The 13,684-nt window shown below is 46.7% G+C and carries 11 protein-coding genes; 3 read left to right on the forward strand and 8 right to left on the reverse strand.

Features of this window, described 5'->3' with window-relative positions:
• Positions 1 to 98 precede the first annotated feature (98 nt).
• The gene (locus P5683_RS12445) at positions 99 to 2,549 is read right to left on the reverse strand and encodes an endonuclease MutS2 (protein ID WP_006622159.1); all 2,451 of its coding nucleotides are present in this window, start codon (positions 2,547 to 2,549) and stop codon (positions 99 to 101) included.
• A gap of 291 nt (positions 2,550 to 2,840) precedes the next feature.
• Here P5683_RS12445 and P5683_RS26455 point away from each other — a divergent pair, with 291 nt between their 5' ends.
• The 3 genes from P5683_RS26455 (at position 2,841) to hemG (ending at position 5,235) form a co-directional block, all read left to right on the forward strand.
• The gene (locus tag P5683_RS26455) at positions 2,841 to 2,921 is read left to right on the forward strand and encodes a hypothetical protein (RefSeq protein ID WP_350308516.1); all 81 of its coding nucleotides are present in this window, start codon (positions 2,841 to 2,843) and stop codon (positions 2,919 to 2,921) included.
• A 466-nt stretch (positions 2,922 to 3,387) separates the two neighbouring features.
• Positions 3,388 to 3,612, forward strand: coding sequence for a DUF2811 domain-containing protein (locus P5683_RS12450; RefSeq protein ID WP_006622156.1), 225 nt, complete (start codon positions 3,388 to 3,390; stop codon positions 3,610 to 3,612).
• A gap of 168 nt (positions 3,613 to 3,780) precedes the next feature.
• Positions 3,781 to 5,235, forward strand: coding sequence for a protoporphyrinogen oxidase (gene hemG / locus P5683_RS12455; RefSeq protein WP_006622155.1), 1,455 nt, complete (start codon positions 3,781 to 3,783; stop codon positions 5,233 to 5,235).
• A 251-nt stretch (positions 5,236 to 5,486) separates the two neighbouring features.
• On the opposite strand, the gene P5683_RS12460 is transcribed toward hemG, so the two are convergent.
• From P5683_RS12460 to P5683_RS12490, 7 genes are all read right to left on the reverse strand, one after another.
• On the reverse strand, positions 5,487 to 6,197 hold the full coding sequence (locus tag P5683_RS12460) for a response regulator transcription factor (protein ID WP_006668624.1): 711 nt from the start codon (positions 6,195 to 6,197) through the stop codon (positions 5,487 to 5,489).
• Positions 6,198 to 6,281: 84 nt separating this feature from the next.
• Entirely contained in the window at positions 6,282 to 8,330 is a 2,049-nt protein-coding gene (locus tag P5683_RS12465) for a tetratricopeptide repeat protein (RefSeq protein WP_006622153.1), read from the reverse strand.
• Positions 8,331 to 8,395: 65 nt separating this feature from the next.
• Positions 8,396 to 8,566: a photosystem II assembly protein Psb34 gene (psb34, locus tag P5683_RS12470; protein ID WP_006622152.1), complete on the reverse strand. Its 171-nt coding sequence runs from the start codon at positions 8,564 to 8,566 to the stop codon at positions 8,396 to 8,398.
• A 412-nt stretch (positions 8,567 to 8,978) separates the two neighbouring features.
• A complete protein-coding gene (locus P5683_RS12475) occupies positions 8,979 to 9,809 on the reverse strand; it encodes a thiazole synthase (RefSeq protein ID WP_006622151.1) in 831 nt (276 codons plus the stop codon).
• Positions 9,810 to 9,978: 169 nt separating this feature from the next.
• Positions 9,979 to 11,235 (reverse strand): methionine adenosyltransferase, encoded by a 1,257-nt coding sequence (metK, locus tag P5683_RS12480; RefSeq protein ID WP_006668625.1) that lies wholly within the window; start codon positions 11,233 to 11,235, stop codon positions 9,979 to 9,981.
• Positions 11,236 to 11,363: 128 nt separating this feature from the next.
• Positions 11,364 to 12,137, reverse strand: coding sequence for an HAD family hydrolase (locus P5683_RS12485; protein ID WP_006622149.1), 774 nt, complete (start codon positions 12,135 to 12,137; stop codon positions 11,364 to 11,366).
• Between the two features lie 105 nt (positions 12,138 to 12,242).
• Positions 12,243 to 13,370 (reverse strand): 30S ribosomal protein S1, encoded by a 1,128-nt coding sequence (locus P5683_RS12490; protein ID WP_008055852.1) that lies wholly within the window; start codon positions 13,368 to 13,370, stop codon positions 12,243 to 12,245.
• Between the last annotated feature and the right edge of the window lie 314 nt (positions 13,371 to 13,684).

Genomic DNA, 13,684 nt, shown 5'->3' on the forward strand with positions numbered 1-13,684 from the left:
AAGAAACCCGGTTTCTCAAAGAAACCGGGTTTCTCAGCCGAAAGGGTGGTTTCCCGACAATTATTAATTATTAATTATTAATTATTAATTATTAATTATTACTTCAAATAAGCAATAGTCACCCCCGCCCCACCATCTGGATTTGATGCCAGTTCAAACCTTTCAACTTGGGGATGTTCTTTGAGTAACTCGTGAACCCCTCGCCGCAGTTGTCCGGTTCCCTTACCGTGAATAATCCACAGCGCCCCAAAGTCGAGAATTTGCCCCAAAGTGCGATCGATTTCTGTTTCCGCTTCTGATACCCTTTTCCCCCTCAAATCTAGCGTATTTTTATCCGTGCGAACCCTCGGAAGTTGGGAGGGTTCCGGTTTATTCGTAATGGGTTTAGGAGTCTTGTCAGCCTTGGGAGTTGGGGAAGTTTTAGGAAGTTCTACCTTTTGACCATCTAAGGACTCAATTTCCCCTAATCCTACAGTCATTTTCATAATCCCAAACCGGACTGTTAGTTGATTATTATCATCAGGTCCGCTGAGTATCTCTGCTGTTTGACCAATGCGAGGAATACGAATCCGATCGCCTACTTTCGGCATAAAATTAGGCGATCGCACTGGTGTAGCCTGCCGAGATGGTAGATAATTTTCAGCGATCGCATCTAACCTAGCCGTAGCCTTTTGTGCGTCAGCCGCCGTAGCTTTCCCCTGTTGTAGGCGACGGATCACCTTAGCTATTTCCGCCTTAGCCTGTAGTAAAGTTTCCTTAATTTCCTGTTCCTGGGCTTGTTTAAGCTGCCTTTCTCTTTCCTGAAGAGATATAGCCCTTTCCGCCAATTCTCCGTGTAGGCGTTCAGTCTCTTGGAGTAGTTGACTAGCAGCGATCGCCTTAGTTTCCTGCTGTCGTCGCTGTGCTTCCAACCCCTCGATCACCTGGTTAACATCCTCATCACCGCCACCAACATAGGACCCCGCCAGTTTCACTATATCATGATCTAACCCCAACCGTTCCGCAATTTTCAGAGCATTAGAACGCCCAGGAATCCCCCACAATAGGCGATAGGTAGGTTGCAGGGAAGCATCATCAAACTCCACCGAAGCATTTTCAAACCGAGTGTCTTTGTATTTTAACGCTTTCAGGTCGCCAAAGTGGGTAGTCGCCACCGTAAGACGGGTGAGGTCCGCGAACTTTTGCAATAGGGCGATCGCCAAAGCCGTCCCCTCCGTCGGGTCAGTCCCCGCCCCTATTTCATCTAACAATACTAGAGATGGACAGATGCGATCGGACTCCCCCGCCTCCGTTACCCTCATCGGTTCCCCAATAGCCTGTAGAATGCGAGTAATGCGGCGAATATGACCAGAGAACGTAGACAAACTCTGCTCAATAGACTGTTCATCCCCAATGTCTGCTAACACCTGTCCAAACCAAGGCATTTCCACAGGTTCCCGCGCCGGAATAAATAGCCCCACCTTAGCCATGATCGCCGCCAAACCAATAGTTTTTAGCGTCACAGTTTTACCCCCTGTATTCGGTCCGGTAATTGCTACCACCCGGATCTGAGGGTTAATCGTGATATCAATCGGAACCACCTCCGGTCCCTGTTCATACTCTTGTTGCCATATTAGGAGGGGATGGCGCAGTTGTCGCAGATTGATAGTTTCTGACGTATCCCCAGGGTCAATAAACCTAGGTGGGTTCGCTTGTAGCCAGTAGCTATAACGGGCTTTAGCCAGGGCTAGATCGATAGTTGTCACGATCGCTAAAAGTTTTTCCAGATCCGGTACTACCGCCGCCACCTGTTCCGTGAGACTACGGCGGATCGCTTCCGCTTCCGTTTGTTCAGCCCGCTGAATTTGTCGCAGTTGGTTGTTTAGTACTACAATAGAGTGAGGTTCCACATAGACTGTCGCCCCTGTAGTCGAAGCATCATGGACGATACCCGGAATCGCATCTTTTTGGGGAGCTTTCACTGGAATCACAAACCTACCCTCTCGTTGGGTGATGATTTGTTGTTGCACTGCTTGGGCTTTCCGTTGCAGGATGCCTTGTAGAACTTGATAAATGCGATCGCGGGTTGATTGCAGCCGGGCGCGAATTTCCCCCATTTTCACACTGGCGCGATCGGTTACCTCTCCCCGTTCATCAATACACCGATGAATTTCCTGTTCTAGTTCCGGATAGGTGCGTAGTTCTTCCACTAAGCTAGTTAATACCGGTACATCTTCCTGGTCATCAATTACCCGGCGCAGTTGTCTCGCCCCCGCTAACGTAGTGGCGATCGCTAATAACTCCTCACCAAATAAAATACCTTGGCGATCGGCCCTTTCCAGAGAAGCCCCAATATCCTGAATACCATCAAGAGACAAACCCTGAACCAGCTTCAGTTCCAGTTGATAAGCCTCTTTCGTTTGTGCTAACAGGCGATCGGTTTCTTCTTTCGTCTCTGGAATAGCCAACTGACGGGCCGCGAAAGCACCCAACTTAGTGGCTGTAAAGGTTGCCAGATGTTTACACAGCCGATGCCATTCCAGTAGTTCCAGCGTTTCTGCTTGAATCAAAGCCTCAAGTTTTGATAATACAAATGTTTATTCTTCATGGTATCATATTTTTTGATTTTTACCAGCGATCGCCTTGAATTTGGGAAATTTTGGTAAGTCAAATGTTTTCAACTTATCGCTTTAGGCTGGGGAGTTGTCAAAGGTTTGACTTATGCCGATATCTTCCATGGTATTGGAGGATTTATAATCGGGCTATAACCAACTGGATTAAAATGTATTTATGCGTTCTAAATTAATCAGTATTGTCGCCAAGCATACTTTCAGAATTTTGGGGACTACCCAGAAGCAGATATCCCTCAAGTTTATTTCACTAGCCTTCCCAAAGTTAATCTAATCACCCCTGGTTTTCCCTGTCAGCCTTTTAGTATTTGAGAATCCCTCTTGGCAATATTTTGACTTTCATTATCCATTGTCCACAGATCGCCCCAATTTTGTCCCTTCAACATTCTTATCTTTTCACCAAATTTTCCCCAGAGATTCCACAAACTTTCCACAGGGTAAGGCGAGTTTTTCCACAGATTTATCAGATTTTTCCACAGCCAACCACTCCCAGAATGATAGTCTGGCGTTTAATTGGGGATTTTGGCAAGCCTAGTATCGACAGCCTTAACTACCCAGATTGTTGTAAAGTTATGTAAAAAAAATGGCTTGAAACCCTGATTATGTCGTCAAGTCCCCATCACCCAGACCGAGGTTGTAACATTTAGCAACATTGACAACCCTCCCCCCCCATAGCACACAATAAATAAGATACCCTTTTCCCTTCAAGCAGAATTGGCTCAGTCGTTTGGCCTAGCCGCCTAAAAAATGGCTCCATCTCAACTCCTGTGAGGTTTATATGAACACAAGTGTTAGTATTCTGACCGAAATTCCCGAAACACTGCACGAGTCCCTTCAGGGCTACCTGGAAACTCACCCCGACTGGGATCACGATCGCGTGTTTTCCGCCGCCCTGTCCCTGTTTTTGTTACAAAATGGCAAAAACAACACACCAGAAGCCCTCGATAGCTGTAGAGTAGCCGCCAGAGTATACCTAGAAACTCTGTTTCAGTCCAATACATAGGTGAAGCGTGAGAATAACAGAGTAGGGTGCCCCGCATGCTGATAATTTCCATAGATACGATAAATCTTCTGATGCGGGACACCTTCCCAACCTGAGACTCCACTTGAGACTTGAGACTCGACAGCAATCAACAGTACAATCACTCTAATCTGCTTTGTAATTTCCACAATGACAAACCTAGTTGATAGCCTTATTGTTGGTGCTGGTATTAGTGGGCTGAGTTTAGCCTATAGTCTTAACCGTGAAAAAAGTGTGCGCGAACCTCTAAAGGTTTTGGTTACAGAAAGCCAGAACCGAGTCGGGGGAAATATTACAACCGGACGGGCTGATGATTTTTTATGGGAAGAAGGCCCTAACAGTTTTGCCCCCACCCCTGAATTACTCGGACTAGCCGTAGATTTAGGGCTCAAAGAAGAATTGATTTTTGCCGATCGCAAACTACCCCGTTATGTGTACTGGAACCTAATGTTACATCCAGTACCCATGAACCCCCCCGCCCTACTCTCCTCCGAACTCATCAGCGCCAGAGGTAAACTCCGCGCCGCATTAGGAGCCATAGGATTTGTGCCACCCCCAGTAGGCGCTCACCTCTCTCAACAGGGAGGAGAAGAAACTATCACCCAGTTTTTCGATCGCCATTTAGGTTCAGAAGTCCTAGAACGTCTCGTCCAGCCCTTCGTTTCAGGGGTTTATGCTGGCGACCCTCAACAGTTAGCAGTCCGTTCCGCTTTTAGTCGCATAGTAGCCGCTGAGGAGGCTGGGGGGGGGCTACTACCTGGATTTGTGCGATCGCGTCTGAATAAAAAAGCCCCCGTCTCTACCCCCGACCCCAACATTCCCAAAACTCGCCCCGGTGAATTAGGGTCCTTCCGTTATGGTCTGCAAACTCTACCAGAAACCTTAGCCAGCAAATTAGGCGATCGAGTTAAGTTAAATTGGACTATCGACCGTTTTTATCCCACCGATCATCAAACCTATATTGCTGAATTTTCCACCCCAGACGGTCCTCAGCAAGTAGAAGCCCGAACCCTTGCCTTAATGACCCCCGCCCATGTTAGCGCTCGCCTGTTGCAACCCCTACACTCTCCCATCGCTACCGCATTAAGCCAAATTCCCTATCCCCCCGTCGCTTGTGTAGTCCTCGCCTATCCCAAATCAGCCTTAAAACAACAACTCAAAGGCTTTGGTAATTTAATTCCCCGCCATCAAGGAATCCGTACCCTTGGCACTATTTGGACCTCAAGTTTATTTCCCGGTCGCGCCCCAGAATCTTGGCAAGTCCTCAGCAATTATATTGGGGGTGCAACAGACCCGGAAATTGGCGAAATGGATGATGATCAAATTGTCGCCGCCGTTCATCAAGACCTACGCCAAATTCTGCTGGCTGAAGATGTCCCCCCCAAGGTCTTAGCTGTTCATCTTTGGCGGCGCGCTATCCCACAATATACTCTCGGTCATCAGAACCGCCTAAATTGCATCGATGCTGGATTGCGATCGCTTCCCGGACTTTATCTGTGTAGTAACTATATTGATGGGGTTTCCGTCGGAGACTGTGTGAGGCGCGGCCAGCAATGGGCATCTAAAATTCAGTCCCACCTTCATGACTGCCAAACAGCCAACTAATCACCAGTAGGGAGTCTTGGCCCTCCCTCTAGTTTATGTTAACTTTTGTAACGAAATGTTAAGAATTGTTGCGAAAAATTTTTTCTGGGGGAGGTTCCTTGCTTTTTGGTGGCGCTTCTGGTACAATTTTAGATAATGGGAATATGTGCAAAATTATTCATATAGTCAAAGTCTTAATTTTAATTAAGATGTCAAAATATTACCATTATTCCCAGTCGCCTGTCAACCCCCAACCCTTAAAATGTGTAAGTTTAGTCCCTGGGTTCCTCATGACCACGGCGATCGAACATATATCCCACCCCGCGAATGGTTTTAATCAACACAGGTTTATCTGTGTCCGGCTCAATCTTTTTACGAATTTGACCAATATGAACATCAACCACCCGCTGTTCACCCTCATATTCATAATCCCAGACCTCCTGTAGCAGTTCTGAACGTCGCCAAGCCCTACCAGGCTTTTTGGCTAAACAGTACAGTAGATCAAACTCTAGGGCGCTGAGGGAGATTTGGCGATCGCTAATATAGACCTCACGGCGGACCGGATCTATCACCAGATCCCCATAGGTCAAGCTCCGCATTTCCGTATCCTCTACAGAACGCTGTCGCTTCAAAATGGCGCGCACACGAGCGCCTAGTTCCGCCAAACCAAAGGGCTTAGTAATATAGTCATCAGCCCCCAGCTCGAAACCCTTAATCTTATCAGCCTCTCCAGTCAAACTGGTGAGAAGCAAAACAAATACTCGCGTCCGGTCCTGCATTTCTTGGCACAGGGCAAAACCAGTGGTATCAGGTAGGTTAACGTCGAGAATCACCAGATCGGGATTAAATTCGTCAAACAATTGCAGCGCCGTCTCACCATCTTTTGCCGACTCAACCTCATAGTTTTGTTGAGTCAGATACCGAGAAATTAAATTGCGGATTGCCGGGTCGTCATCAACGACAAGAATCTTTTGAGAGGCCATAACCACAAGAAGATCGTGAGCATGGGGCAAAAATACAAGCCTAGCCTTGCCAATATAGGGGGAGTCTTGATTTTTTTATTGGTTTCAAGATAAGCAACGCCATATTTCCGGGAGGAGATGACCGGGAATCTTAGATAGGGCTTGGTTTTGACCTTGCCAACCAGATTCCTGGTACAAAGCGCGTAAGGTTCGGACTAGATGATTGAACGCCAAACGATGACGTTCTGACTCTAGGGCGTTGGCACTTCCTTCCTGAGAACATGGTTGTTCTTCACAACCTGCCATCAGGTGATGGTCCAGTGCTTTCTCTAGGTGAGAAACCCTTTGTTCTCCACTCAGACAGAGTGCTTTATCTGTTGCCAAACGATAATGAGCAAGTCCTAAGTTATTGTGAGTTGCCAAGGTATCGAATGTCAACTGCGTGGGACTGAGTTGTTGGGCTAGGGCTAAGGTTTTTTCATAAGCTGCGATCGCCTCATTCAATAATTTACTGCGGTCTGCTGGTTCTTCCTGATACATTGCTAAATGCCAACAGGCTGTCCCCAGGTTGTTTTGAGTAGTTGCACAGGCAAGGGGGGCGGCTTTGGATGTGCGATATTTTAATGCTTCTCGGTAGCTATAAATCGCCTTTTGCAGCCACCTTTTTGAAGGCTGATGCTGTGCCAGATTCCAGTAAGCTGTTCCCAGGTTAGCCTGAATCATAGCATAGTGCTGAGGCTCCTTATTCTCGGAATAGCCCCGCAACGCCTCCCGATAAGCTGCGATCGCCGCCTTTAAATTAACAACTGGTTCAATATGTTGGGCGCGTGTCCAGTAAGCCGTTCCTAAATTATTTTGGATTGCCCGATAATCTAGCGCTATGCGGGCGGGTTCTAAAGAATCTGCTGGAGATAGAGGCTGATTACAGAACCTGCCCCCACCTAGACCGCCCTGGTCCCTAACAGATTTAAGATAGTTGATAGCCTCTTCATAAACAGTAATCGACTGTTGTAAATTCTCTAATGGCTCTCTAATTGTCCCTAAATCTGTATAAGCTGCACCCAGGTTCTTCAGCAGTCTAACATAAATATAGCCTCTCGATGTGGGGTCAACTTTCATTAACCCCGTTTGATAACAGATGATACTGATCTCCAGATTAACCAACGCCTGGCTACCCTGATTGATAGATTTTCGGGTCTGCTGAAACAGCATCCAGTGGAAAGTACCAAGATCGTTATAGATATTAACCGGATCTAAATCTTTCCGTAAAGCACTATTTGACTCTAACAGCATTTCCCACTCATTTAATTGCTCCAACACCTGGTTATAGGCTTCTATGGCATCTTGAAGTAGTGGCACCGTGGGGGGACCCTTAGATATGCGATCGCGATACATATAAGCCCGTTTTAAACAGGTCTGTAGATATTCCTGTGAATATACCACCGTCGATGGTGAACCATCTATTAGCAAATGTGGCTCGATGGTTTGACCTAGTGGTTCATCTACAGACGAGATCACCCTTGAGGATTTATGTATCCCCGGCGAATTTTGCCCTGATAAAGGTGGAGCATATACCGGAGTAGGGTCGCCCACAAATTTAAATATACCCCTATGCAAGCGCCAAAATTCCGGGGCTGACTGTTGAATACAACACAGCCAAGGTGATGATATCCACAGCAGCACACTTAACTCAAATTCAATTAACTTAGATTCAGCTTCCCGCAAATAGTTCAAAAATGACCATTGAATTGCAGCAGGTTGTCTAGTCAACTGTTCAACCCCTAAAATCTGGAAAGCTAGGGGAGAGTCAGCATTTTGACTTTTCCAGCGGCACATTTGAGCAATAGGGTTTGGGTCAGTCAATTCCAAATGCAGCGTCACCAACTTAGAACTAACCTGGTTTGGGGTTGTGATATGTTCATTACCAGACCGCGCGCCAACTGTACTCAGAATATCCTCAGAACCTAGTTCCGTTTCCAAACTACTCGCCATTTGATGCAACAGACTCAGGTGATCACATACTGCAATAAAAACCTGTTGTCCCAAACCTAATCTTAAAGCGCGCTTCAACTGAGTATAAAGCTGCTTATTTGTGGCGTAACTACTAGAGAAGGTTGTATTAGTTGCGGTCATTCCATGCAGAACAGATAACATTGATACTGACTTGATACTATTTCATTCAAGCCAGCACCATCACTACAGGAATTTCTGGACTGATTTTAAGATGCAGCTACCGCAATAGCTAACACACCACCCACCAAAACCACAGCAAGCACTCCCCAAATTATGTAGTTACGCTTCTGAGTTTTATTGGGAGGTTCGGCTGTATAAACTTTTGGTTCTACAGCAAAGTTATTGATGAGTCCATCTTCTTCGGTTGTATAAGGCATTCGTATATAGTCCTAATATCATATGATACATTTACGCGACATTTTTCCGGTTCCGGATAATGCAACGATAGCACCATTACCTGTTAAGGTAATGGAGGCGGTATCCCGCAAAGCTTTTAGAAAGATGATCCCAAAGCACTGTTTAGCTTGGTAGTCTTAGACCTGATTTTTCCCTTCACCTAGCTAGCCATGTTGGAAGTCTCGAAGATGAGCCCAAAAATTAGGCTGTGTTATGGGATGGTCAGGGATGCGACCCAATCAACCAATGGGCTGGAGTCCCCACCAGGGGGTTATTTCGGGCATTGCAGCCTTATTTCGTGCCTGAACGTCTCGCACTGACAGGATCATTGTAGCACATGGGTGCGGACTATGGCAGAAAAAGATTGGCCAGTGAGACTTTTGCCTACAGAAATTAGACAGATGTGATTGTACCGGTGAGAGGGGAAGAAGCGATCGCATAATCCTTAACCGGAATACGTCCCGCCAAATAAGCCATACGTCCGGCTTTCGCCGCCATTCCCATAGCATCCGCCATCATAGATGGTTTACTCGCCAAAGCGATCGCCGAATTAATCAGCAAAGCATCAGCCCCCATTTCCATAGCCATAGCCGCCTCACTGGGAGTACCAATTCCGGCATCTACCACCACCGGAACCTTAGCATTATCAATAATAATCTGAATATTGGCTGCATTTCTAATCCCTTGACCAGACCCGATAGGAGATCCCAAAGGCATGACCGTCGCACAACCCGCCTCTTCCAAATGTTTGGCTAACAGAGGATCAGCATTAATATAAGGCAAAACCGCAAACCCTTCTTTTACCAATTGTTCCGCCGCCTTCAGAGTTCCTATGGGGTCAGGTAGTAAATATTTAGAATCAGGAATCACCTCTAACTTGACAAAATTATTGTCTTCCTGACCCAATAACTTAGCCATTTCCCGACCCAGACGCGCCACCCGCACAGCATCTTCCGCCGTTTGACAGCCAGCAGTATTAGGTAACATCCAAATTTTTGACCAGTCGATCGCCTCCGCCAGCCCCTCATGTCCAGGAGCCTGAGTTTGCACCCGTCTAACCGCGACGGTCACTATTTCACAGCCACTAGAAACAATACTTTCCTGCATTTGTTCTAAACTGCGATATTTACCAGTTCCGGTCATCAAACGCGATGTAAATGACCTACCAGCGATCGTTAGCGGAGAATCAACAGGTTGTGATACTGGTTTTTCAACAGTTTGCATAGCATCATCCTTGAACTTGACACAAAGGGGATAGTACAGACAAGACAGATCTTATCCCTACCCTGGCGGGACATCAAATACCTGGGCCATCATTATCCGGCTTCCCGCCGCACCGATAATCACTACAGGCGGGAAGTGCTAGTTACAGAAGGCTATCAAAACCCAGGTATCAGACCGTTGCCGTTTGCAGTAATTCCCGCTTGAGTAATTCTACTTTATCAGTTTTTTCCCAAGGTAGATCGAGATCCGTGCGTCCCATGTGACCATAGGCTGCCACATCTTGGAAGAAACGGCCTCCCCGTAGGGCTGGTAAATCCCGCAGGTTAAACTCTTGAATCATACCCGCCGGACGCAACTCAAAGTTTTCTTGCACCACTTTCAGCAGTTGTTGCTCATCTACCTTACCGGTGCCAAAAGTCTCAATAAATAGACTAACAGGACGAGCTACCCCGATCGCATAACTTACTTGAACTTCGCACTTATCGGCTAAACCAGCAGCCACAATATTTTTAGCAATATAGCGGCAAGCATAAGCAGCACTGCGGTCTACTTTGGTGGGGTCTTTCCCAGAAAAAGCGCCGCCGCCATGTCTGGAATAACCGCCATAGGTATCAATAATAATCTTACGACCGGTTAAACCCGAATCCCCTTGAGGTCCACCGACGACGAATTTACCAGTAGGGTTAACTAAAAAGCGAGTATTTTCGTCAGGTTTAATATCAATGCCTTCCAAAGCTGGAGTGATCACCTTAGCCAACAAATCTTCTTTGATGCGATCTTGGACGGCTTGGGGGTCAGTAATATCGCCAATAGTTGCTGTATGTTGGGTTGAGATCAAAATGGTGTCTATTCTGACCGGGCGATCGTTTTCGTAAGCAATAGTAACTTGAGTTTTGCCATCAGGTCGCAAGTAAGGCAAAGTCCCATCTTTGCGAACAGCGGTCAACTGCCTAGACATCCGGTGAGCTAAACTGATGGGCATAGGCATCAGTTCCGGGGTTTCATTGCAAGCAAAACCGAACATCAATCCCTGATCACCAGCACCGATAGAGTCTAGGGCAGCTTCACTCAGTTTTTCCCGATTTTCCTGGGCTTGGTCAACACCTTGGGCAATATCTGGGGACTGTTCATCAAGGGCAACTAATACTGAACAGCTATCTGCTGAAAAGCCATTTTCGGCGTGTATATAGCCAATTTCGGCAATTTTTTTACGGGCTAGTTCGATATAATTAACTTGGGCTTTAGTGGTAATCTCCCCGGTAATTAGAACTAAGCCTGTGTTGACAACTACTTCGGCAGCGACCCGACTTTTAGGATCTTGAGCCAAGAGAGCATCTAAAATGGCATCAGAAATTTGGTCGCAGATTTTATCAGGATGACCCTCTGTGACTGATTCAGAGGTAAACAGATATTGACGATTAGACAAGGCTTTTCTCCTGTTGGATGATTGATTTGTTCCCAGTACGCACTATCCCGTCCAATATACCAAACTGCTGCTCCCTACAACGGATCATGAAAGTTTGAGGACTCAATGGGGTTCTAATGGGTTGGTTATCACGAATTTGATGGAGATAGAGGCTGATTGGAGGCTCCCCCGGTAATAATTGCGATCGCATCAAGTGCCGAGATTACCACATCAGCCATTTGTAAATCATGGCTTGATGGTTGCCAGCAAATACCGATCGCCCCAGCCGCTCCGGCTTGTTTCGCCATTTGCATATCCCCAGCAGAGTCTCCCACCATTAAGGTTTTCCCTGGTTCTACCCCTAGTTCCTGGCAACTCTGAACAAATAGGGCTGGGTTAGGTTTCGCTAAATTTTCACTAGCCCCCTTCTGTAGTTGTATATATGGATCTAACTTATGGCGGGTGACAAATGCTTGCACCTGTTCCGTCGTAGCTGCCGACAAAATCCCTAGTTTAATACCCCCGTCATATAGCGATTTCAGCACATCTAAGCCGCCTACGAATAGGGGTGATGGCGGATGGTTTTTAAAGCTGTTGTCGGCTTCTATAAAGGCTTTCTGAGCAATGTTTTTCGACTCTATCCATCCCCGTCCGGTTTCCGCGATATAGGCGGCGGTGGCAATTTCATTTTCTTGGCGTGTTCCTGTTGCCATTAAACCTGTAGGGTCTAGGGTATCGTTTTCTATACCAAAAGCCATCAGTAGGGGTTCGCCAATGCCGGGAATTTGGGCATCAACTAAACGCGATCGCACCTGTCCCAATTTTCGCAAGAATTCCTGGGAGTCTTCGAGAGTGCCATCTTTATCGAAAATGATAGCTTCTATGCGATCGAATGTAATGTTATTAACTCGAATACTGGGCAAGGTTCAGACCTCATATTTTCTAGCACCTTCCGTTTTAAATCTATACCCTACCAAATACGAAAAAAAAAGAGGGTTATCCCTCTTTTTTCCCTGATTGTTCAGCAATTAGGATTCCGTTGCTATGGGAATCTCTTCTTCTGAATCTTCTACAGCCTCTGTTTCGGCTACCGGTTCTGTGATCGCCTCTGATTCTGAAATCGGTTGCTCCTCAGTCTGATCAGCCAATTGCGCTTCCGTTTCCACATCAGTAGCCGGTGGGATATCAGCCGTAGATTCTGCTACCTCCGCTGTCTCTGCTGTCTCTGCTGCCGTTTCAACTACCGGGATACCTTGCTGTTCAGCCTGCATTTTTTCCCGGAACTTAGCAGCCATTTCCTCAGCTTTCTCATAAACCATCTCAGGATTTTTCACCATCGCCCCCGGTTCCGGTTCTAACTGCTTAGTAGACAGTGAAATCCGACCCCGATCAGCATCAAGATCAATAATCATGACTTTCACTTCATCATTAACATTGAAGACGCTGTGGGGGGTATCAATATGATCATGAGATATTTCTGAGATGTGCAGCAAACCGCTGACACCACCGATATCAATGAATGCACCGTAAGGTTTAATTCCTCGCACCGTACCGATGACCACTTCACCTACTTCTAGGCGGTTCATCTTACGCTCAACTAAGGCGCGACGGTGGCTGAGAACCAAACGGTTGCGGTCTTCATCAACTTCTAAAAATTTCAGTGGTAGTTCTTCCGCTACCAATTCTTCTTTAGGTTTCCGGGTGCTGATATGGGAACCAGGAATAAAACCACGCAATCCCTCAATGCGGACTAAAGCCCCACCTCGGTTAGTGGCAAAAACCTGAGAACGAACTGTAGCATCTTCTGCTTGCAGTTGGCGAACTCGCTCCCAAGCCCTCATGTATTCTATGCGACGGATTGACAATGTAAGTTGTCCATCCTCGTTTTCATCCGTGAGAATAAAAAATTCCCTGGTTTCATTGGACTGCAATACTTCTTCCGGGCTCTCCACCCGGTTGATCGACATTTCCTGTAGCGGAATGTATGCTGCTGTCTTAGCACCAATATCAATCAGAGCGCCCCGGGGTTCTAAACTGAAAACTGTGCCCGGCACCACATCTCCGGGGCTGAAGTGATAATCATACTTATCCAACAGGGCGGCAAAATCTTCGTGGGTAAAGCCCACATCTCTACTTGTTAGTGTCTGATTGATCATGCGAGTCGTTTCCTAGAATTTCTCCCCTTAATTGTGTTTACATTGGACAGAGGGCAGCGGTTTTGGGTTTCCGGGGGGGGTGGATCTGCTCTATTCTAGTGACCCAAATTTGTTAATTTGGACCCCAGTTAGGTGCATTTTACCTCAATCGGTGGCCTCTGGTTATAACCTGGTTGACTACTCACCCGAATTTAATTACGGGCAATTTTCAGCAGTTGTCACACAATGGTATCAATACCCTTGGCTCCATGCCTAGTAGCTGATACATTTACGCGACATTTTTCCGGTTGTTCCCGGACAATGCGACGATAGCC

The organism is Limnospira sp. PMC 1279.21 (assembly GCF_032349615.1).
Lineage (GTDB): Bacteria > Cyanobacteriota > Cyanobacteriia > Cyanobacteriales > Microcoleaceae > Limnospira > Limnospira fusiformis.

What these genes read in the sequence shown, in the direction of transcription:
- P5683_RS12450 (WP_006622156.1), top strand. Translation starts at nt 3,388, where the DNA reads ATGAACACAAGTGTTAGTATTCTGACCGAAATTCCCGAAACACTGCAC.
- hemG (WP_006622155.1), top strand. Translation starts at nt 3,781, where the DNA reads ATGACAAACCTAGTTGATAGCCTTATTGTTGGTGCTGGTATTAGTGGG.
- P5683_RS12460 (WP_006668624.1), bottom strand. Translation starts at nt 6,197, where the DNA reads ATGGCCTCTCAAAAGATTCTTGTCGTTGATGACGACCCGGCAATCCGC.
- P5683_RS12465 (WP_006622153.1), bottom strand. Translation starts at nt 8,330, where the DNA reads ATGTTATCTGTTCTGCATGGAATGACCGCAACTAATACAACCTTCTCT.
- psb34 (WP_006622152.1), bottom strand. Translation starts at nt 8,566, where the DNA reads ATGCCTTATACAACCGAAGAAGATGGACTCATCAATAACTTTGCTGTA.
- P5683_RS12475 (WP_006622151.1), bottom strand. Translation starts at nt 9,809, where the DNA reads ATGCAAACTGTTGAAAAACCAGTATCACAACCTGTTGATTCTCCGCTA.
- P5683_RS12490 (WP_008055852.1), bottom strand. Translation starts at nt 13,370, where the DNA reads ATGATCAATCAGACACTAACAAGTAGAGATGTGGGCTTTACCCACGAA.